Source organism: Sphingomonas sp. ABOLE, assembly GCF_003950455.1.
GTDB classification, from domain to species: Bacteria; Pseudomonadota; Alphaproteobacteria; order Sphingomonadales; family Sphingomonadaceae; genus Sphingomonas; species Sphingomonas trueperi.
The window spans coordinates 92,317-113,863 of sequence record NZ_QQWY01000009.1 but is presented as its reverse complement, the minus strand read 5'-3'; the positions used below and the strand labels follow the sequence as shown (position 1 = coordinate 113,863).

Annotated in this window: 17 protein-coding genes and 1 tRNA gene; 15 read left to right on the top strand and 3 right to left on the bottom strand. The window is 67.5% G+C overall.

Translation table 11 applies throughout. The annotated features are described in order from the left end of the window. Nucleotides 1–14 precede the first annotated feature (14 nt). Together CA234_RS07865 and hemW are read left to right on the top strand one after the other, a co-directional pair. Nucleotides 15–88, top strand: a tRNA-Gly gene (locus CA234_RS07865). 11 nt (nt 89–99) lie between these two features. Further along, a complete protein-coding gene (gene hemW / locus CA234_RS07860; protein ID WP_126001303.1) occupies nt 100–1,242 on the top strand; it encodes a radical SAM family heme chaperone HemW in 1,143 nt (380 codons plus the stop codon). A 124-nt stretch (nt 1,243–1,366) separates the two neighbouring features. On the opposite strand, the gene CA234_RS07855 is transcribed toward hemW, so the two are convergent. After that, nucleotides 1,367–2,566 (bottom strand): penicillin-binding protein activator, encoded by a 1,200-nt coding sequence (locus CA234_RS07855; protein ID WP_126001302.1) that lies wholly within the window; start codon nt 2,564–2,566, stop codon nt 1,367–1,369. 11 nt (nt 2,567–2,577) lie between these two features. Between CA234_RS07855 and rsmI the strand changes: the two genes are divergently transcribed. The 13 genes from rsmI to CA234_RS07790 all read left to right on the top strand — a co-directional run bounded on the left by rsmI (nt 2,578) and on the right by CA234_RS07790 (nt 17,573). Next, nucleotides 2,578–3,411, top strand: coding sequence for a 16S rRNA (cytidine(1402)-2'-O)-methyltransferase (gene rsmI / locus CA234_RS07850; protein ID WP_125975872.1), 834 nt, complete (start codon nt 2,578–2,580; stop codon nt 3,409–3,411). After that, the gene (locus tag CA234_RS07845; protein ID WP_125975870.1) at nt 3,408–3,761 is read left to right on the top strand and encodes a YraN family protein; all 354 of its coding nucleotides are present in this window, start codon (nt 3,408–3,410) and stop codon (nt 3,759–3,761) included. Before rsmI ends, CA234_RS07845 begins: the two co-directional genes overlap by 4 nt. A 31-nt stretch (nt 3,762–3,792) precedes the next feature. Next, nucleotides 3,793–4,746, top strand: a complete 954-nt coding sequence (gshB, locus tag CA234_RS07840; RefSeq protein WP_126001301.1) for a glutathione synthase — start codon at nt 3,793–3,795, stop codon at nt 4,744–4,746. A gap of 15 nt (nt 4,747–4,761) precedes the next feature. Further along, nucleotides 4,762–5,349: a DedA family protein gene (locus CA234_RS07835; RefSeq protein WP_125975866.1), complete on the top strand. Its 588-nt coding sequence runs from the start codon at nt 4,762–4,764 to the stop codon at nt 5,347–5,349. Nucleotides 5,350–5,573: 224 nt separating this feature from the next. Continuing rightward, nucleotides 5,574–6,536, top strand: coding sequence for a malate dehydrogenase (mdh, locus tag CA234_RS07830; RefSeq protein ID WP_125975864.1), 963 nt, complete (start codon nt 5,574–5,576; stop codon nt 6,534–6,536). Beyond that, complete coding sequence (locus CA234_RS07825; RefSeq protein ID WP_125975862.1) at nt 6,506–7,105, top strand: hypothetical protein; 600 nt, start codon at nt 6,506–6,508, stop codon at nt 7,103–7,105. Before mdh ends, CA234_RS07825 begins: the two co-directional genes overlap by 31 nt. Then, complete coding sequence (sucD, locus tag CA234_RS07820; protein WP_125975860.1) at nt 7,106–7,990, top strand: succinate--CoA ligase subunit alpha; 885 nt, start codon at nt 7,106–7,108, stop codon at nt 7,988–7,990. 64 nt (nt 7,991–8,054) lie between these two features. After that, nucleotides 8,055–10,985, top strand: coding sequence for a 2-oxoglutarate dehydrogenase E1 component (locus CA234_RS07815; protein ID WP_206431123.1), 2,931 nt, complete (start codon nt 8,055–8,057; stop codon nt 10,983–10,985). A gap of 2 nt (nt 10,986–10,987) precedes the next feature. After that, the gene (odhB, locus tag CA234_RS07810) at nt 10,988–12,211 is read left to right on the top strand and encodes a 2-oxoglutarate dehydrogenase complex dihydrolipoyllysine-residue succinyltransferase (RefSeq protein ID WP_126001300.1); all 1,224 of its coding nucleotides are present in this window, start codon (nt 10,988–10,990) and stop codon (nt 12,209–12,211) included. Between the two features lie 128 nt (nt 12,212–12,339). Further along, complete coding sequence (locus CA234_RS07805) at nt 12,340–12,606, top strand: GIY-YIG nuclease family protein (RefSeq protein ID WP_126001299.1); 267 nt, start codon at nt 12,340–12,342, stop codon at nt 12,604–12,606. A 105-nt stretch (nt 12,607–12,711) separates the two neighbouring features. Continuing rightward, nucleotides 12,712–14,106 carry a dihydrolipoyl dehydrogenase gene (gene lpdA / locus CA234_RS07800; RefSeq protein WP_126001298.1) on the top strand — a complete coding sequence of 465 codons (1,395 nt, stop codon included), beginning with the start codon at nt 12,712–12,714 and terminating at the stop codon, nt 14,104–14,106. A gap of 89 nt (nt 14,107–14,195) precedes the next feature. Continuing rightward, nucleotides 14,196–15,380: an NAD(P)/FAD-dependent oxidoreductase gene (locus CA234_RS07795; protein WP_126001297.1), complete on the top strand. Its 1,185-nt coding sequence runs from the start codon at nt 14,196–14,198 to the stop codon at nt 15,378–15,380. Between the two features lie 165 nt (nt 15,381–15,545). Next, nucleotides 15,546–17,573 (top strand): TonB-dependent receptor, encoded by a 2,028-nt coding sequence (locus tag CA234_RS07790; RefSeq protein ID WP_241213355.1) that lies wholly within the window; start codon nt 15,546–15,548, stop codon nt 17,571–17,573. A 127-nt stretch (nt 17,574–17,700) separates the two neighbouring features. Here the strand turns inward: CA234_RS07790 and metH are convergent, their stop codons facing one another. Both metH and CA234_RS07780 read right to left on the bottom strand, forming a co-directional pair. Then, nucleotides 17,701–20,301, bottom strand: coding sequence for a methionine synthase (gene metH, locus CA234_RS07785; RefSeq protein WP_126001296.1), 2,601 nt, complete (start codon nt 20,299–20,301; stop codon nt 17,701–17,703). 130 nt (nt 20,302–20,431) lie between these two features. Continuing rightward, nucleotides 20,432–21,478 carry a homocysteine S-methyltransferase family protein gene (locus tag CA234_RS07780; RefSeq protein ID WP_125975848.1) on the bottom strand — a complete coding sequence of 349 codons (1,047 nt, stop codon included), beginning with the start codon at nt 21,476–21,478 and terminating at the stop codon, nt 20,432–20,434. Nucleotides 21,479–21,547: the final 69 nt, after the last annotated feature.

Below are 21,547 nucleotides of genomic sequence, written 5' to 3'. Positions count from 1 at the left end.
CGCATCGGCAGCGGGCGGGTATAGCACAATGGTAGTGCAGCAGCCTTCCAAGCTGAATACGCGGGTTCGATTCCCGCTACCCGCTCCATTTCTCGCCGCATGACAGACACCTCCGCCCCGCTCGCACTCTATGTGCATTGGCCGTTCTGCGTGTCCAAATGCCCCTATTGCGACTTCAACAGCCATGTCCGCGAAAGCGTCGACCAGGCGCGGTGGCGCGATGCGCTGCTGGCCGACCTCGCCCATGAAGCGGCGGTGCTGCCGGGGCGGCGGCTGGGGTCGATCTTCTTCGGTGGCGGCACGCCCTCGCTGATGCCCCCGGAGACGGTCGCCGCGATCATCGATGCGGCGGCGAAGGCATGGACGTTCGAGGACGGCATCGAGATCACGCTGGAGGCGAACCCCTCCTCGGTGGAGGCCGCGCGGTTCGCGGATATCGCCAGGGCCGGGGTGAACCGCGTGTCGCTGGGGCTGCAGGCGCTCGACGATGAGGCGCTGGTCTTTCTCGGTCGCGCGCATGGCGTCGACGAAGGCCTGGCCGCGCTGGCGACGGCGCAGGCCGCGTTCGCCCGGGTGAGCTTCGACCTGATCTATGCCCGCCCCGGCCAGTCGCTGGAGGCCTGGGAGGCGGAATTGCGCCGCGCGATCGGCTTCGGCACCGAGCATCTCTCGCTCTACCAGCTGGCCATCGAGCCGGGCACGCGCTTCGCGACGCTGGCGGCCAAGGGCCAGCTTACCATCCCCGATGCCGATATGGGCGCGGACCTGTTCGAGATGACGCGCGCGATCACCGCCGCGGCGGGGCTGCCGGCCTATGAGATTTCCAACCATGCCCGGCCGGGCGCCGAGAGCCGGCACAACCTCACCTATTGGCGCTACCGCGACTATGCGGGCGTGGGCCCGGGTGCGCATGGCCGGCGCGGCGGGCTGGCAACGCTGCGCTACAAGAAGCCGGAGAACTGGCTGGCGGCACTGGACCGCAACGGCAATGGCATGGAGCGCGAGGACCGGCTCGATCCCGCCGATCGCGCGATCGAGGCGCTGCTGATGGGGCTGCGGATCGGCGAGGGTATCGACCTGGATCGCATCGCGGCGCTTGCCGATGGCGCACCGCCGATCGATGCTAGGGCGCTCGATCGTATCGTGCAGCAAGGGCTTGCCGAGCGCGAGGGAAACCGACTGCGGGTCACCGAGGCGGGCATGCCCGTGCTAGAAGCGATCCTGCGCGAGATCGTCGCCTGAACCGAAAAACCGTCGTCCCGGCGAAAGCCGGGATCCATTGGGGTCACCGTCGAGCTCTTGCCGATACGGAGTGGCGAATGGATCCCGGCTTCCGCCGGGATGACGACTTCGGACGTCGGCCTTCTTACTGCGCGCTGGCCGGCGCCGCCGACACGGTGACGATAGAGCCGTCGCGTACTTCCTGCACCTCCAGCGCGCGCGCGGCGATGCCGTCGCGGCCGAAGCGGAAGGCGCCGTCGACACCGCCGAAATCATGGTCGACCAGCATCGAGGCGGGGAAGTCGGTGTTGTTCTTCCAGTCGCGCGCGATGCGAACGGTCAGCAGCACCGCGTCATAGCCGAGCGCCGAAAGCCGGTAGGGTGCGGCGCCGAAGCGATTGCGGTACTTCACCGCATATTGCCGGTAGACGCCGTCGGGTACACTGGCGAACCAGGAGCCGTTGAGCACCGGCCGGCTGGCGATCGCCGAATCGGTGTTCCACAATTCCGTACCGAGCACGCGCGCCGCCTTGCCCGCGCCCGAGCGGCGGATCGCCGGCACCGCCAGCGTGGCCGAGCCAGCGCTGCCCGCAATCAGGATCGCCTGGTAGGGCACGCCCGACAGCTTGGCGATCGCGGCGTTCATCGAGCCCGGCCGCGCATCGTAATTCTGCATCGCCAGCACCTTGCCGCCGGCGCTCTCCACCGCGCGGAGGAAGGCCGTCGAGCTGCGCTGGCCATAGACGCCTGAGGGGATCAGCCCGGCGAACTGGGTGATGCCGTTGCCCTTGGCATAGTCGACAACGCGCTCGATCGACTGGGTGGGCGAATAGCCGAGCAGGTAGACGCCGTTCCCCGCCGCGCTGGCATCGTTGGAGAAGCTGAGCACCGGCACCCGCGCCCGCCGTGCAATCGGCGCCACCGCGCGGGCATCCTCGCCGAGCAGCGGACCGAGGATCAGCTTGTTGCCTTCGGCCACCGCGCGCTCGGCCGCGGCGATCGCCCCGCCGGGGCCCGCGGTGTCATAGCTGGTGATGCGGATCGCATCGGTGTTGGTGTCGAGGATCGCCAGCTGCGTCGCATTCTGCAGCGAGCGGCCGAGCCCGGCATTGGTGCCGGTCAGCGGTACCAGCAGCGCCACGCGGTGGCGCGCGACGTCCTGCGGCAGTCCCTGCTGGATCGGGGTGCTCGGGCGCTCGGCCGGGCGCTCGGCCGGCGCGGTCGGCGCGGTCGGCGGACCACCGCGCGGCGCGACGCAGGCGCTTGCCAGAAATGCCAGACCGGTCACGGCCAAACGAAGGGACGCGGTGCGTCCCGGTTGCGATTTGCCGCTGCCCTCTGCCATGACACTCCCCGATGGAAAACACGCTTGCGCCCGGCCTCTATATCGTCGCCACTCCGATCGGCAATCTCGGTGACCTGTCGCCGCGCGCCAGCATGATACTCTCGCAGGCCGATGTGGTTGCAGTGGAAGACAGCCGGGTGACCGCCGGGCTGCTCCGCCATATCGGGGTGAAGCGGCCGATGCAGCCCTATCACGACCATAATGCCGATGCGGTGCGCCCCGGCCTGATCGCGCGGATGGGGAGCGAGGCGGTGGCGCTGGTCTCGGATGCGGGCACGCCGCTGATCTCCGATCCCGGCTACAAGCTGGTCCGCGACGCCCGCGCGGCCGGCCACACCGTGGTGACGATCCCCGGCCCCTGCGCCGCGATCGCCGCGCTGACGCTCGCGGGGCTGCCGACCGACCGCTTCTTTTTTCTCGGCTTCCTGCCCAGCAAGGCACATGCGCGGGCGGAGGCCATCGCGGAAGTGGCGGCGATCAAGGCGACGTTGGTGCTGTACGAATCGGGCCCGCGCCTGTCCGCCTGCCTGTCGGCGCTTGCCGAGGGCCTTGGCGACCGCGAGGCGGGCGTCGCGCGCGAGATCACCAAGAAGTTCGAGGAGTGCGTGACCGGCACCCTCTCCACCCTCGCCGCGCGCTATGCCGAGGCGCCGCCCAAGGGCGAGATCGTCATCATCGTCGGCCCGCCCGGCGAAGCCTCGCCCGCCACGCTCGAGGATGGCGAGGCCGCGCTGGTGGAGGCGCTGACCCGCCTCCCTGCCTCCAAGGCGGCGGGCGAAGTCGCCAAGAAGCTGGGGCTGGACCGCAAGGCGCTCTACGCCCGCGCGATGGAATTGAAGGGGTGAGGGACCGCCGCGCCGCCGAGCTGCGCGGTCGCGACGGCGAGCGCCGTGCCGCCTGGTGGCTATGGCTGCGCGGCTGGCGGATCCTCGACCAGCGGGTGCGCACGCCCGCGGGCGAAGTCGACATCGTGGCACGGCGCGGCAGCCTCGTCGCGTTCGTCGAGGTGAAGACGCGCAAGTCCGCCGCCGAACTCGACTATGCGATCGACGAAAGGCGCCTCGCCCGCGTCGCCGCCGCGGCGGAATTGCTGATACCGCGCTATGCGGGCCCAGGCGACGATATCCGCGTCGACGTGATCCTCATTGCCCCGCGGACGCTGCCTCGCCATATCGAGAACGCCTGGATCGGGTGACCTAGCCCGGCAAGACACCCAAGGAGGCCGCATGCTTACCGTCGCCGTGCAGATGGACCCGCTCGATTCGATCAACATCGCAGGCGACTCGACCTTCGCGCTGATGCTCTCCGCCCAGGCGCGCGGCCACCGGCTGTTCCATTATGCCCCCGAAGACCTGAACTACAGCGCCGGCCGCGTCTGGACCAAGGCGCATCCGGTGACGGTGCAGCGGGTGGCGGGCAACCACTTCAGCTTCGCCGATCCGGTGCAGCTCGATCTCGGCGACGAGGCCGACGTGGTGCTGATGCGCCAGGACCCGCCCTTCGACCTCGGCTATATCACCGCGACCCACCTGCTCGAGCGCATCGCCGATCGCACCCTGGTGGTGAACGACCCCGCCCAGGTCCGCAACGCGCCCGAAAAGGTATGGGTGCTCGATTTCGCCCAGTTCATGCCGCCGACGCTCGTCACTCGCTCGGTCGACGAGGCCAGGGCGTTCCTCGCTGAGCACGGCGAAATCGTCGTCAAGCCGCTGCACGGCAATGGGGGCAAGGCGATCTTCAAGATCGGCCGCGACGGCGCCAACCTCTCCTCGCTGATCGAGGTGTTCAACACCGCCTATCGCGAGCCGCACATGGTGCAGGCCTTCCTCCCCGACATCGCCAAGGGCGACAAGCGCATCGTGCTGGTCGACGGCGAGGTGGCCGGCGCGATCAACCGCCTGCCCGGCGAAGGCGAGATCCGCTCCAACCTTGCGGTCGGCGGATCGGCGGCGAAGACCGAGCTGACCGACAAGGAGAAGGAAATCTGCGCCGTGCTGGGGCCTGAACTCAAGAAGCGCGGGCTCCTTTTCGTCGGCATCGACGTTATCGGGGGGCAATGGCTGACCGAAATCAACGTCACCTCGCCCACCGGCATCGTCGCGATCGACCGGTTCAACGGCACCGACACGGCGGGCATGATCTGGGATGCGATCGAGGCCCGGGTGGCCGCACGCGCCTGAACGGGGCCTGAAGCGATGGGCATGGTCCTCGGCTGGGGCTATTGGGGCATCTTCCTGCTGATGGTGCTGGAAAACGTGATTCCCCCGGTCCCGTCCGAGGCAATCATGGGGATGGCCGGCATCGGCGCGGCGCGCGGGCATTTCGATCCCGTACTGCTGGTGCTGATAGGCACGCTCGGCACGGTGCTCGGCAATCTCTTCTGGTGGGAGATCGGGCGGCGGCTCGGCTATGAGCGGCTGCAGCCCTTCGTCGCGCGCTGGGGCCGCTGGCTCACGGTCGAGTGGCACGACGTCGAGCGCTTCAAGGGCTATTTCGATCGCTGGGGTGGCCCGACGATCTTCGTGTTCCGCTTCATGCCCTTCGGCCGCACGATCATTTCGTTGCCTGCGGGGCTGATGCACATGCCCTTCTGGAAATTCTGTCTCTACACCGCCGCGGGCAGCGCCTTGTGGAACGCGGCGCTGGTCGGCGTGGGCTATGGCCTCGGGGCCGCCGTTGCCGAGATCGACCGGTTCGTCACCCCGGCGATCGTCATCGGCGTGGTGGCCATGCTGATCTTCTATATCTGGCGCGTACTTACCTGGAAGCCCCGCGCGGCCTAGTCGGTCGCGGGCAGCGGTTGCGCCGCGCCGGCACCCCCACGCGCCGGACCCACGCAAATCCGCCGCAATCGCTCACTATTGCACTTGCGAACCATTTGCAAAGATATTCCTGCGCCTAAGCCGAATCCCGGGTTGCAGCCTCGCTATTATAGGCCTATCCCGCCCTCGCTTTCGCGGCGCATGTTCACGCGACCGCTTTGCTTGGAACCAACCAAGGAGATTCCATGGCCCGCAAGAAGATCGCGCTGATCGGCTCCGGCATGATTGGCGGTACGCTCGCGCACCTCGCCGCCATCAAGGAACTGGGCGACATCGTCCTTTTCGACATCGCTGAAGGCACCCCGCAGGGCAAGGCGCTCGACATCGCGCAGTCCGGCCCGGTCGAAGGCTTCGACGCCAACCTCAAGGGCGCCAACAGCTATGAGGACATCGCGGGCGCCGACGTCTGCATCGTCACCGCCGGCATCCCGCGCAAGCCGGGCATGAGCCGCGACGACCTGCTCAAGACCAATCTGGGCGTGATGAAGGCCGTGGGCGAAGGCATCGCCGCGCACGCGCCGGACGCGTTCGTGATCTGCATCACCAACCCGCTCGACGCGATGGTATGGGCACTCCGCGAGTTCTCGGGCCTGCCGCACCAGAAGGTCGTCGGCATGGCCGGCGTGCTCGATTCGGCACGCTTCCGCCACTTCCTCGCCGAAGAGTTCAACGTCTCGGTCGAGGACGTCACCGCTTTCGTGCTCGGCGGCCACGGCGACACCATGGTCCCGGTGATCGAATATTCGACCGTCGCCGGCATCCCGGTGCCCGACCTGATCAAGATGGGCTGGTCCACCCAGGAGCGCATCGACGCCATCGTCGCGCGCACCCGTTCGGGCGGCGGCGAGATCGTCGGCCTGCTCAAGACCGGCTCGGCCTTCTATGCCCCGGCCACCAGCGCGATCGCGATGGCCGAGAGCTATCTGAAGGACAAGAAGCGCCTGCTTCCCTGCGCCGCGCACCTCACCGGCCAGTACGGCGTCGATGACCTGTACGTCGGCGTGCCGATCGTGATCGGCAAGGACGGCGTCGAGCGCATCGTCGAGATCGAACTGAACGCCACGGCGAAGCAGAATTTCGACGTTTCGGTCGACGCGGTCAAGGAACTGGTCGCGGCATGCAAGTCGATCGACTCCTCGCTCGCCTGATCCTGCCCACGCTCGTCGCGGTGCCGGGCGTCGCTTCCGCACAGGAAGCGATCGCCACGGCACCGACCGAGCCGGTGGCGCTGTTCCGTGCCGTGTGCATGGGCGGCAGCGCCCGGTTGACTCGCGGCATGTCCGAAGCGGCGACCTATGCGACGCTGCCGCTGCCCGCGCAGCGCGCGATCGGCATCGGCGCTGCCTCGACCGCCAATGCCGCCGATGCGCTGAAGGCGCCCGCGCCCGAACCGGCCGCGGTGCCCAACAGCATCTATCGCATCGCCGGCGGCAACATCTATCTGTTCGTACCCAAGGCCGGCACCGGCACGGGCACCCTCGCCGAGTCCTGCATGGTCCTGTGGATCGGCGGCGGCGACGATTATCTCGCGGCCCGCAAGATCGTGCTGCCGAGCGAGGAAAAGGTGCCGCTCTATGCGCGCCCCGAATCCAAGCCCGACCGCGCGACCTTCACGGCCGCTTCGTTCGGAACGACGCAATATTCGCTCGCCACGTTCGGCGGCTGGATTGCGCTGCGCTCCTTTACCCCTCCCAGCGACCCGGAAAAGGCGAACTGAATGAGCATCCTCGTCGACAAGAACACCAAGGTCATCGTCCAGGGGATGACCGGTGCCACCGGCACGTTCCACACCGAGCAGGCGCTTGCCTATGGCACGCAGATGGTCGGCGGCGTCACCCCCGGCAAGGGCGGTAGCACGCATATCGGCCTGCCCGTGTACGACACGGTCGCCGAAGCCAAGGACAAGACCGGCGCCGACGCCAGCGTGATCTACGTGCCGCCCCCCTTCGCGGCGGATTCGATCCTCGAGGCGATCGATGCCGAGATCCCGCTGATCGTCGCGATCACCGAGGGCATTCCGGTGCTCGACATGGTCAAGGTGAAGCGCGCGCTCTCCGGCTCCAAGTCGCGCCTGATCGGCCCGAACTGCCCGGGCGTGCTGACGCCGGGCGAGTGCAAGATCGGCATCATGCCGGGCTCGATCTTCTCCAAGGGCTCGGTGGGCGTCGTGTCGCGCTCGGGCACCCTCACCTATGAGGCGGTGTTCCAGACCACCAACGCCGGCCTGGGCCAGACCACGGCCGTCGGCATCGGCGGTGACCCGGTCAATGGCACCAACTTCATCGACGTGCTCGAGCTGTTCCTCGCCGACGACGCTACCCAGTCGATCATCATGATCGGCGAGATCGGCGGCTCGGCGGAAGAAGAAGCGGCCCAGTTCCTGATCGACGAGGCCAAGCGTGGCCGCAAGAAGCCGATGGCCGGCTTCATCGCGGGTCGCACCGCGCCTCCGGGCCGCCGCATGGGCCATGCCGGAGCGATCGTCTCGGGCGGCCAGGGCGGCGCCGAGGACAAGATCGCGGCGATGGAAGCCGCCGGCATCCGCGTCTCCCCCAGCCCCTCGCTGCTCGGCGAGACGCTGCTGGAAGCGCTGAAGGGCTAAACTGCAACGGTAGCGCTCCTATATAGGTGGGAATGGGAGCGCTAACACGAACGGAAGCATGATCATGGGCTATGAAGGCCTCGACTTCGACGACATCGCCGGCGGTGTGAGCCCCGGCTTCGTCGAGACTTTGTACCGGCGCTACAAGAGCGATCCGGCTTCGGTGGAACCCAGCTGGCGGACCTGGTTCGAGGGTCTCGAATCGACCGCCTCGGGCCCCAGCTGGCAGCGGACCAACTGGCCGCTGACCGAAACCGACGCGCTGACGGCCGGGCTCGACCCCACCCAGATGGAGCCCGCGCCGAAGCCCGCCAAGGGCGGCGCGCCGGCCAAGCCGGCCGCTCCCGCCGCCTCGACGGCGGACGTGACCAAGGCCGCGGAAGATTCGATCCGCGCGATGATGCTGATCCGCACCTACCGGGTGCGCGGCCATCTCGCCGCCAATCTCGACCCGCTCGGCCTCGCCCGCCAAAACCTGCCCGCCGACCTGACGCCGGAATATCACGGCTTCTCGGGCGCCGATCTCGATCGCCCGATCTATCTCGGCGGCGCGCTCGGCCTGCAGCACGCCACGGTGCGCGAGATCGTCGCGATCCTCCAGGCCAATTACTGCGGTAATGTCGGCCTCGAATATATGCACATCGCGGACGTGGAGGAGCGCCGCTTCCTCCAGGACCGGATGGAAGGCAAGGACAAGGCGATCACCTTCACGCCCGACGGCAAGAAGGCGATCCTGTCCAAGGTGATCGAAGCCGAGCAGTGGGAAAAGTTCCTCGGCAAGAAATATGTCGGCACCAAGCGGTTCGGCCTCGACGGCGGCGAATCGATGATCCCGGCGATGGAAGCGATCATCAAGTACGGCGGCCAGCAGGGCGTCCGCGAGATCGTGTACGGCATGGCCCATCGCGGCCGCCTGAACATGCTCGCCAACGTCATGGAAAAGCCGTTCCGGGTGATCTTCCATGAGTTTGGCGGCGGTTCGGCCAACCCGGACGACGTCGCCGGTTCGGGCGACGTGAAGTATCACCTCGGCACCTCCACCGATCGCCAGTTCGACGGCATCAGCGTCCATATGTCGCTGGTCGCCAACCCGTCGCACCTCGAGGCGGCCGATCCGGTCGTGCTCGGCAAGGCCCGCGCGCTGCAGACCATCCGCGGCGACCTGGAAAAGCACGAGCAGGTGCTGCCGGTGCTGATCCACGGCGACGCGGCGTTCGCCGGCCAGGGCATCGTGTGGGAGACGCTCGGCTTCTCCGGCATCCGCGGCTACAACACCGGCGGCTGCATCCACTTCGTCATCAACAACCAGGTCGGCTTCACGACGAGCCCGCAGTTCGCGCGCTCCTCGCCCTATCCGTCGGACGTCGCCAAGGGCGTCCAGGCGCCGATCCTGCACGTCAACGGCGACGATCCCGAAGCCGTGACCTTCGCCTGCAAGGTGGCGATCGAGTTCCGCCAGGAATTCCACCGCGACATCGTGATCGACATGTGGTGCTATCGCCGCTTCGGCCACAATGAAGGCGACGAGCCCGGCTTCACCCAGCCGCTGATGTACCAGAAGATCCGCCAGCACCCGGGTGTGAGCAGCATCTATGGCCAGAAGCTGATCGCCGAGGGCGTGGTCGACCAGGGCTTCATCGACGAGAAGACCCACCAGTTCACCACGCTGCTCGAAGGCGAGTTCGAGGCGGGCAAGACCTATCTGCCGAACAAGGCGGACTGGTTCGCCGGCCGCTGGTCGGGCCTGGGCGCGCCGTCGGACGGCGAGGGCTCGCGCCGCAACGTCGAGACCGGCATCGAGAAGAAGCTGTTCGACAGCCTCGGCCGCACGCTGACCACGGTCCCCGAGGATCTCGAGATCCACAAGACCCTCGGCCGCGTGCTCGATGCCAAGCGCGAGATGTTCAAGTCGGGCACCAATTTCGATTGGGCGACCGGCGAGGCGCTGGCCTTCGGCTCGCTGCTCTCGGAAGGCTATGCGGTGCGCCTGTCCGGCCAGGATTCGGGCCGCGGCACCTTCTCGCAGCGCCATGCCGTCTGGGTCGACCAGAAGACCGAGGCCAAGTATGTGCCGCTCACCACGGTGCCGCACGGCAGCTTCGAGGTGCTCGATTCGCCGCTCAGCGAATATGGCGTGCTCGGCTTCGAATACGGCTATGCGCTGGCCGATCCGAAGGCGCTGGTGCTGTGGGAAGCGCAGTTCGGCGACTTCGTGAACGGCGCGCAGATCATGATCGACCAGTTCATCGCGTCGGGCGAGTCCAAGTGGCTCCGGGCCAACGGCCTGGTGATGCTGCTGCCGCACGGCTATGAAGGCCAGGGCCCCGAGCACAGCTCGGCGCGTCCGGAGCGCTTCCTCCAGCTCTGCGCGCAGGACAACATGCAGGTGGTGAACATCACCACGCCGGCGAACTATTTCCACCTGCTGCGCCGGCAGATGCACCGCAACTTCCGCAAGCCGCTGATCCAGTTCACGCCGAAGTCGCTGCTCCGCCACAAGCTGGCGGTCTCCAGCGCCGAGGAGTTCCTGGGCGACAGCCACTTCAAGCGGATCCTGTCGGACCCGAGCGCGCCGGCGGATACCGAGGTGAAGCGCCTCGTCCTCTGCACCGGCAAGGTCGCCTACGATCTGATCGAGGCACGTGACGCAGCGGGCGACAAGAACACTGCGATCGTCCGGATCGAGCAGCTCTACCCGTTCCCTGGCGAGCCGCTGACCGAGCGGCTGAAGCGCATGACCAACCTCGAAGAGGTGGTGTGGGCGCAGGAAGAGCCGAAGAACAACGGCTACTGGTTCTTCGTCGAGCCGCTGATCGAGCAGTGCCTGATCGATGCCGGCACCAAGGTACAGCGTCCGCGCTATGCCGGTCGCGCCGCGGCGGCCTCGCCCGCCACCGGCCTGATGAAGCGCCACACCGCAGAGCAGGGCGCGCTCGTTGCCGACGCGCTCGGCCATAATGTCCGCGATGAAATCCGCCGCACCCGGAAAGGTTGAGAATGGCCACCGAAGTCAAAGTCCCCGTACTGGGCGAATCGATCACCGAAGCTACCGTCGGTGAATGGCTGAAGAATCCGGGCGATCCCGTCCGCGTCGACGAGCCGATCGCCAGCCTCGAGACCGACAAGGTCTCGGTCGAAGTCCCCTCGCCGGTCGCCGGCGTGATGGGCGAGCAGATCGTCAAGGTCGGCGATACCGTCGAAGTGGGTGCGGTGATCGCGATCATCGCGGGTGAAGGTGCGGCCGCCGCTCCGGCTGCGGCTCCCGCCGCCGCTGCCCCGGCTGCAACGCCTGCCCCGGCGCCCGCCGCTGCCCCGGCCCCCTCGGCCGATGCCGCTGCGCTGTCGCCGTCGGTGCGCCGTGCGGTGCTCGAAACCGGCGTCGATCCCTCGACCGTGCAGGGCACCGGCAAGGACGGCCGCCTGACCAAGGACGACGTGATCGCCGCCGCCAGCAGCAAGCCTGCCGCTGCGGCGCCGGCCGCTGCGCCTGCTCCCGCCGCTGCCCCGGCTTCGACCGGCGGTCGCAAGGAAGAGCGCGTGCGGATGACCCGCCTGCGCCAGACCGTTGCCAAGCGCCTCAAGGAAGCGCAGAACACCGCCGCGATGCTCACCACGTTCAACGACGTGGACATGACCGCGGTGATCGAAGCACGCGCCAAGTACAAGGACCTGTTCGAGAAGAAGCACGGCGTCCGCCTCGGCTTCATGGGCTTCTTCGTGAAGGCCGCCTGCATGGCGCTGAAGGACATTCCCGGCGTCAACGGCTCGATCGAGGGCGACGAGATCGTCTATCACGATTATTGCGACATCTCGGTCGCGGTCTCGGCCCCGCAGGGCCTGGTCGTGCCGGTGATCCGCGACGCGCAGGACCTGTCGGTCGCCGGCATCGAGCGCACGATCGGCGACTTCGGCAAGCGCGCCAAGGACGGCTCGCTCAAGATGGACGAGATGAAGGGCGGGACCTTCACCATCTCGAACGGCGGTGTGTTCGGCTCGCTGATGTCGACCCCGATCATCAACCCGCCGCAGTCGGCCGTGCTGGGCCTGCACCGCATTGAGGAGCGCCCGGTCGTCCGTGACGGCCAGGTCGTCGTTCGCCCGATGATGTATCTGGCGCTCAGCTACGACCACCGCCTGATCGACGGCCGCGAGGCGGTGACCTTCCTCGTCGCGATCAAGAACGCGATCGAGGATCCGACCCGTCTGCTGATCGACCTCTGATAGACCTTGTGCCCCCGCGAAAGCGGGGGCCCAGGGTAGGAACGTACATCGCGTGTGGCCCCGGGCTCCTGCTTCCGCAGGAGCACTGACTGAGGAGAAGCCCGACGAAATCCGGCTGCGTGTACATCATGGCGAACAAGCGCAACGGCACCATCTATGTGGGGTCGACCAGCGACTTGGCCGCACGAGCGTACCAGCACCGCACCGGCATGATCGAAGGCTTCACCAAGGACAAAGGCTGCAAGCACCTCGTCTGGTACGAGGCGCATGAGGATCTGGACGGGGCGCGGCTTCGCGAACGCCAGATGAAGAAATGGAAGCGGGCGTGGAAGATCGAGCTGATCGAACGCGACAACCCGCACTGGAAGGATTTGTACGGGACGCTCTTCGGCTGAGCCGCGCGATGGCGCCGGATCGACGAACGTCCCTCGCAACCCTGGGCTCCTGCGTTCGCAGGAGCACGGCAATGCGCCTGACGCGGCGCACGCATGGAGCGGAAAATGGCTGAATATGATTTCGACGTCCTGATCATCGGTTCCGGCCCCGGCGGCTATGTCGCGGCGATCCGCGCGGCGCAGCTGGGTCTCAAGACCGGCTGCGTCGAAGCCCGTGAGACGCTGGGCGGCACCTGCCTCAACGTCGGCTGCATCCCCTCCAAGGCGCTGCTGAACGCCTCCGAGCTGTTCTACGAAGCGGCCTCGGGCGCGCTCGCCAAGCACGGCGTCAAGCTCGGCTCGGTCGAGCTCGACCTGCCGGCGATGATGGCCGACAAGGACAAGGCCGTGAAGGGCCTGACCGGCGGCATCGAATTCCTGTTCAAGAAGAACAAGGTCGAGTGGGTCAAGGGCCTCGGCACCTTCATCGACGCACACACCGTGCAGGTGGGCGAGCGCACCGTCACCGCCAAGAACATCGTCATCGCCACCGGCTCGTCGGTCACCCCGCTGCCGGGCGTGACGATCGACCAGAAGGTCGTGGTCGACTCGACCGGCGCGATCGCGCTGGAAAAGGTGCCGGCGAACATGGTCGTGATCGGCGGCGGCGTGATCGGGCTCGAGCTCGGCTCGGTCTGGCAGCGCCTCGGCGCCAAGGTGACCGTGGTCGAGTATCTCGACCAGCTGCTCCCCGGCATGGACGGTGAAGTCCGCAAGGAAGCCGCCAAGATCTTCAAGAAGCAGGGCATGGAGATCAAGCTCTCCACCAAGGTGACCGGCGTTGCCGTCAACGGCGACAAGGCGACCGTGACCGTGGAGCCCGCCGCCGGCGGTGCTGCCGAGACGCTGGACGCCGATGTCGTGCTCGTCGCGATCGGCCGCCGTCCGAACACCGAGGGCCTGGGCCTCGACAAGATCGGCCTCGCCACCAACCAGCGCGGCCAGATCGAGACCGACCACAGCTTCCGCACCGCCGTCGACGGCGTGTGGGCGATCGGCGACGTGATCCCGGGCCCGATGCTCGCGCACAAGGCCGAGGACGAAGGCATCGCGGTGGCCGAGAACATCGCCGGCCTCACCGGCATCGTGAACCATGCGGTGATCCCGAGCGTGGTCTACACCCACCCCGAAATCGCCGGCGTCGGCCTCACCGAGGAGCAGGCGCGCGAAAAGGGCGACGTGAAGGTCGGCAAGTTCCCGATGGCGGGCAACAGCCGCGCCAAGGCGATCGACGACACCACCGGCTGGGTGAAGGTGATCGCCGACGCCAAGACCGATCGCGTGCTCGGCGCCTGGATCATCACCGCGCCGGCAGGCACGATGATCGCCCAGGTCGCCCAGGCGATGGAATTCGGCGCGACCTCCGAGGACATCGCCTACACCTGCCATGCCCACCCGACGCATTCCGAAGCGATCAAGGAAGCGGCGATGGGCGTGCTCGGCAAGCCGATCCACATCTGATCCGACCCATTCGGACCGAAGCAAGCGCCGCCGGCATCGCCGGCGGCGTTTTGCTGTTCGGACTCCTTGAACCACGCTAACGGCCAGCCATGACCAGCCCCCTCGGCACCCATGACGCAATCATCCTCGGCGCCGGCGCGGCGGGAATGTTCTGCGCCGCGATGGCGGGCCAGCGCGGGCGCCAGGTGCTGCTGCTCGACCATGCCGAGGCGCCGGGGAAGAAGATCCTCATTTCCGGCGGCGGGCGGTGCAACTTCACCAATCTCGGCACCGCGCCCGATCGCTACCTCTCCGCCAACCCGCATTTCGCCAAGTCGGCGCTCGGCCGCTACACGGCGCAGGACTTCCTCGCGCTGGTCGAGCGCCACGGCATCGCTTGGCACGAGAAGACGCTGGGCCAGCTGTTCTGCGACGGCTCGGCGCGGCAGATCGTCGAGCTGCTGCTGGGCGAATGCGCGATGGGCGGCGTGACGATCCAGCTCGGCGCCGGCATCACCGACGTCGACCATGCCGATGGCCGCTTCCGCGTGACCACCAGCAAGGGCGTCGCCGAGGCCCCTGCCCTCGTCATCGCCACCGGCGGTCCGGCGATCCCCAAGCTCGGCGCGACCGGCTTCGCCTATGATCTCGCCCGCCACTTCGGCCTCAAGGTGGTCGAGCCCCGCCCCGCGCTCGTCCCGCTCACGCTCGGCGCCGACCAGGCGCTGTTCCGCGATCTCTCCGGCGTCTCCACCCCCGTCGCCGCGCGCGCCGGCAAGGCAAGCTTCCGCGAGGCGGCGCTGTTCACCCATCGCGGCCTCTCCGGCCCGGCGATCCTGCAGGTCTCGTCCTATTGGAAACACGGTGAGTCGATCGCCATCGACTTCCTGCCCGAGCAATCGAGGGGCTGGCTGCGCGAGGCCAAGCGCAGCGAGCCCCGCCTGGGCCTCCGTGCCCTGCTGAACCGCCAGCTGCCCGACCGGCTCGCCACCACCCTGGCCGAACGCATCGCGCTGCCCAGCGAGCTCGGCAATTGCCGCGACGCGCTGCTGGAACAGGCGGAGGCGCAGCTGGCCGGCTGGCGCTTCACCCCCAACGGCAGCGAGGGCTTCGCCAAGGCCGAGGTGACCGTCGGTGGAATCAGCACCGCCGACCTTTCCTCGCAGACCATGGAAGCGCGGAAAGTGCCCGGCCTATACGCGATCGGCGAGGCAGTGGACGTTACCGGCTGGCTCGGCGGCTATAATTTCCAATGGGCCTGGGCGAGCGGCTGGGCGGCGGCACAAGCGATATAAGATCACATCTCTGTTGCGCGAACGGCACGCCAGACCCCGGAAAGTTGCTTAACGCCCGGTTTTCATTTGCAAAGCTTGCGCGGCTTCGGCCAGACTTACCCGGAGGAGCAATTATCTTGTTGTTCCTGGGGGGACATTTCGAGTCGAATGAAAGTCAGGTGCGTTTTGGCAGCCGCCGTACTGGCCTGCCCTGTCACCGCGTTCGCACAGCAGCAGCCTGACCCGGCCTCAGGCCCCCCCGGCGCACCGCCCGCCGCGGGGGTGCTGGTCTATGGCCCGGACTTCTTCGCCAATACCGCGCTGCCGACCGCGCTGGACATGGTGCAGCGCCTGCCGGGCTTCACCCTCGACGTGGGCAATGGCGATGCCCGCGGTATCGCCGGCAACACCGGCAACGTGCTGATCGACGGCAAGCCGCCCGCCTCCAAGACCGATGGCCTGGGCGAGATCCTGCGCCGGATCAGCGCAGGCAGCGTCGCGCGGATCGAGCTGATCCGCGGCGGCGCACCGGGCATCGACATGCAGGGCCGCGCGGTGATCGCCAATGTGGTGCTCAAGCGCACCGCCTCGACCGAGACGCTGATCAACTTCCAGAGCTATATCTACCGCGACGGCTATGTCGGGCCCGACGTGACGCTGCAATATGCCCGGCGCGACGGCGATCGCCGCGACGAAGTCTCGCTCGAGTTGATCAGCGATCGCACCAGCGGCACCGCGCAGGGCTATCGCGTCCGCCGCGACGCCGCGGGCAATCTGCTCGTCCGCCAGGCACTCGACCTGTGGGACCGCGACCGCACCGCGATCCTGCGCTCGACGATCCAGCGCGCCGCCGGCGGCGGCCTCCTCACCCTCAACGGTCGCTTCGACTATCTCGACTACCCCACCAGCTTCACGGTGACGACGCTGGAAGGCACCGGCAGCTATACCCGCGCGACCGACATCACCCATCAGTGGAAGGGCGAACTCGGGGCGAACTGGACGCGGTCGCTCGGCCGGAAGAGCGAGGTCGAGGTGATCGGGCTGCAGCGGCTGGGCCATCTCGGCTATGATTCGGATACGCTGATCGGCAGCTTCGATTCCACCTTCGGCCAGCAGTCGCGCACGGGCGAATCGATCCTGCGCACGATCCTGCGCCACAAGGCGAGCACCAAGCTGTCGTTCGAGGGCGGCGGCGAGATCGCCTATAATTTCCTCGACAACCGCACGACCTATACCGAGGAGGGCGCCCCCGTGGCGCTGCCGGACGAGAAGGTGTTCGTCAGCGAGGTGCGCGGCGAACTGTTCGGACTGGCGCGCTGGCAGCCCTCGGGGCCGGTGACGCTGGAGGCGGGGCTGCGCACCGAAATGTCGCGCATCCGCGCCGATGGCGACACCCAGCGCAGCCGTGCCTTCTTCTACCCCAAGCCGCGTGTGCAGCTGACCCTGCGCCCCACCGCGCGCGACCAGGTTCGGCTGCGCGCCGAGGAGAGCGTCAGCCAGCTCGATTTCACCAATTTCGTCGCCGCGACCGAGATCAACCTCGGCACGGTCCGCGCCGGCAATGGCGATCTGCGGCCCGAGCAGACGCTGACGCTGGAGGCCGTGTTCGAGCATCGCTTCTGGGGCAAGGGGGCGCTGGAGCTGGGCGCCAAGCACGAGGCGACCCGGCACGTGATCGACTATATTCCGCTGGAGGGCGGGTTCGACGCGATCGGCAATATCGGCACGGGCACCCGCGACACGCTGTCGACCACGCTGACCCTGCCCTTCGATAAGCTGGGCATCAAGGATGCGCGCTTCCGCGGCAATGCCGCGGTGGTGCGCAGCCACGTCACCGATCCGCTGACCCGCGAGCGGCGTCGCTACACCAATGAAGTGCCGTTCACCTGCTCGGGCAGCTTCAGCCAGGACCTGTTCGGCGGCCGCTTCACCTATGGCGTGTACGGCAGCTGCGGCCAGCCTGGGACGAACCTCTACCGAATCGGCGAGTTCCGGACGACCGAGATCGAACCGGTCGTCGAGATCTACGGCATCTGGAAGCCGAGCAAGAAGCTGACGATCCGGCTCGACGCCGGCAACCTCACCAACCCCGCGCGCATCTACGACCGCGACGTATATACCGGCGAGCGCAACGCCTCGCCGCTGGCCTATCGCGAACGGCGCGTTCAGCGGCGCGGCCAGTATCTCTACGTGCAGATCCGCCGGACGCTGTAGGGCTTCCGCAACTCCCCACGCTTGTCATTCCGGCGAAAGCCGGAATCCATTGGCGCTCCGCCATGACGCCTGCCGTAACGTAGAGGCGAATGGATCCCGGCTTCCGCCGGGATGACAGCCGATAACTTCAGTCCAAGTTCGGCCGCAGGTAGCGCGTCGCCAGCTCCTCGCTGATCCCGCGGCGGGCGGCATAGTCCTTGAGCTGATCGGGCCCGACGCGCGCGACGCCGAAATATTCGGCCTGCGGGTGGCCGAAATAGAAGCCCGACACCGCCGCGGTGGGCAGCATCGCGAAGCTTTCGGTGAGGCTGATGCCGGTGCGCTTGTGCGCGTCGAGCAGGTCGAACAGGATCGGCTTGAGGCTGTGCTCGGGGCAGGCGGGATAGCCCGGCGCCGGGCGGATGCCGCGATATTGCTCGCGGACCAGCGCGTCATTGTCGAGCTGCTCGCCCTCGGCATAGCCCCAGAGCGCGGTGCGGACGAACTTGTGGAGCCGCTCGGCGAACGCCTCGGCCAGGCGATCGGCCAGCGCCTTGAGCAGGATGTCCGAATAGTCGTCGATCGCCGCCTTGAAGCGGGCGAGGTGCGGCTCGATGCCGTGGATCGAGACCGCGAAGCCGCCGATCCAGTCGCCGTCATGATCGATGAAGTCGGCCAGGCACATATTGGCGCGGCCCTCGCGCTTGGCGATCTGCTGGCGCAGGAACGGCAGGCGGACATGCTCCTCGTCCGGGAGATGCACGATCACGTCGTCGCCCTCGCGGCGGCAGGGCCACAGCCCGGCAACGCCGCGCGCGGTGAGCCAGCGCTCGGCGATGATCTTGTCGAGCATCTTCTGGGCATCGGCGAAAAGCGAGGTCGCGCTTTCGCCGACCACGTCGTCCGTAAGGATCGCCGGATAGTTGCCGGCCAGCTCCCAGGCGCGGAAGAAGGGCGTCCAGTCGATATAGTCGCGCAGGTCCTTGAGGTCCCAGTCGTCGAACGTATGGACGCCCGGCATGCGCGGCTTGCCCGGCTTGAGCGTCATGTCCGCCTCGAACGCATTGGCGCGGGCGTCCTCCAGCGGCAGCAGCTCGCTCTGGCCCTTGCCGGCGCGCGCCTGGCGTACATGCTCATACTCGTCCGCGACCTTGGTCACGTACGGATCGCGCTGGGTGTCCGAGACCAGCGCGGTCGCCACGCCGACCGCACGGCTGGCGTCAAGCACATGCACCACCGGGCCGGTATAGGCCGGATCGATGCGCAGCGCGGTGTGGACGCGGCTGGTGGTAGCGCCACCGATCAGCAGCGGCATGGTCATGGCCGCGCGCTGCATTTCCTCGGCGACGGTCACCATCTCGTCGAGGCTCGGCGTGATCAGGCCGGACAGGCCGATCATGTCCGCATCATTGTCGATCGCCGCCTGGAGGATGGTCGACCAGGGCACCATCACGCCGAGATCGACCACGTCGAAGCCGTTGCACTGGAGCACCACGCCGACGATGTTCTTGCCGATATCGTGCACATCGCCCTTCACCGTGGCGAGCACGATCTTGCCCTTGCCCTTGGCGCCTTCTTCCTTCTCCGCCTCGATATAGGGGAGCAGGTGGGCGACGGCCTTCTTCATCACGCGCGCGGACTTCACCACCTGCGGCAGGAACATCTTGCCCGAACCGAACAGGTCGCCGACGACGTTCATGCCGTCCATCAGCGGGCCCTCGATCACCTCGATCGGGCGCGCGAAGATCTGGCGGCATTCCTCGGTATCCTCGACGACATGGGCATCGATGCCCTTGACCAGCGCATGTTCGAGCCGCTTGGCGACCGGCCAGCTGCGCCATTCGGCCGCCTGCTTCTCCGCCACCGCATCGGTGCCGCGATACTTCTCGGCGAGGGCGACCAGCCGCTCGCCGGCATCGGGATCGCGGTTGAGCACCACGTCCTCGCACGCCACGCGCAGCTCGGGATCGATCGCGTCATAGACGTCGAGCTGGCCGGCATTGACGATCGCCATGTCCATGCCGGCGGGGATCGCGTGGTAGAGGAACACGCTGTGCATCGCCCGGCGCACCGGCTCGTTGCCGCGGAAGCTGAACGACAGGTTCGACAGCCCGCCCGAGATATGGACGTGCGGGCAGCGCTTCTTGATCTCGCGACACGCCTCGATGAAGTCCACGCCGTAGTTGTTGTGCTCCTCGATGCCCGTCGCCACCGCGAACACGTTGGGATCAAAGATGATGTCCTCGGGCGGGAAGCCGATGCCGGTGAGCAGCTTGTAGGCGCGCTCGCAGATCTCGACCTTGCGCTGCTGGGTATCGGCCTGGCCGACCTCGTCAAACGCCATGACGACCACGGCGGCGCCGTACGCCATGCACTTGCGGGCATGGGCGAGGAACGCTTCCTCGCCTTCCTTCATGCTGATCGAGTTGACGATCGGCTTGCCCGAGACGCACTTCAGCCCCGCCTCGATCACCTCCCATTTGGAGCTGTCGATCATCACCGGCACGCGGGCGATGTCCGGCTCGGCGGCGATCAGCTTGAGGAAGGTGGTCATCGCCTCGACGGCGTCGAGCAGGCCCTCGTCCATGTTGACGTCGATCACCTGCGCGCCGTTCTCGACCTGCTGGCGCGCGACTTCGACCGCGGCGGGATAGTCGCCGGCCATCACCAGCTTCTTGAAGCGGGCCGATCCGGTGACGTTGGTGCGCTCGCCGACATTGACGAAGTTGGTGGAGGAAGGCGTGGTCATGGATCAAAACTCATCCCCCTCCCGCATGCGGGAGGGGCTAGGGGTGGGCGCCCGCTGTCCACGGGCCGTATCGCTGGAGGCGAGCGGGCGCCCACCCCCGACCCCTCCCGCACGCGGGAGGGGAGAGAAGTCACGCCGCCATGGTGAACGGTTCGAGGCCGGCGAGCCGGGTCCGCACTTCGGGCGTGGGAATGCTGCGCGGGCTCAGGCCCTGCACCGCCTTGGCGATCGCGCCGATATGCGCGGGCGTCGAGCCGCAGCAGCCGCCGAGGATGTTCACCTGCCCCGCATCGGCCCATTCCTTGACGAGACCGGCGGTGGTCGCCGGCATCTCGTCATAGGCACCGAGCTCGTTGGGCAGGCCGGCGTTCGGGTAGACCATGATCAGCGTGTCGCAGAGCGCCGACAGCGTCTTCACATGCGGGCGTAGCTGCTCGGCACCGAACGAGCAGTTGAGCCCGATCGTCACCGGCTTGGCATGGCGCACCGCGTGCCAGAACGCCTCGACCGTGTGGCCGGAGAGGTTGCGGCCGGACAGGTCGGTCAGCGTCATCGACAGCATGATCGGCAGGTCGCGGCCCAGCGCCTCGCCCGCCTCGATCGCCGCCATGATGCCGGCCTTGGCGTTGAGCGTGTCGAACACCGTCTCGATCAGCACGAAGTCGATGCCGCCCTCGACCAGCGCGTCGATCTGCTCGCGGTAGACGTCCTTGAGGTAATCGAAGTCGATCTCGCGATAGCCGGGATCGTTGACGTCGGGGCTCAGCGACAGCGTCTTGTTGGTCGGGCCGAGGGCACCGGCGACGAAGCGCGGGCGGCCGTCCTTGGCCTCATACTCGTCAGCAATGCTGCGCGCGAGCCTGGCGCTCTCAATGTTGATCTCGCGGACCAGATGCTCGGCGCCATAATCGGCCTGGCTGATCCGGTTGGCGGAGAAGGTGTTGGTTTCGGCAATGTCGGCACCGGCCTCGAAATAGGCGCGGTGGATCGAACCGGGCACCTCGGGCTTGGTCAGCGCGAGGATGTCGTTGTTGCCCTTCTGGTCGTGGCCGAGGCCGAGATTGCCGGCATAGGCGGCCTCGTCGAGCTTCCAGTTCTGGATCTCGGTGCCGAACGCGCCGTCGGTGATCAGGATGCGCTTGGCGGCTTCGGCCAGCAGTTTCTCGCGTGCAGTCATGTCAAATTCCTCTCCCCCTCCCGCGTGCGGGAGGGGGTTGGGGGTGGGCCCCCGCCATCCACGAGCGAT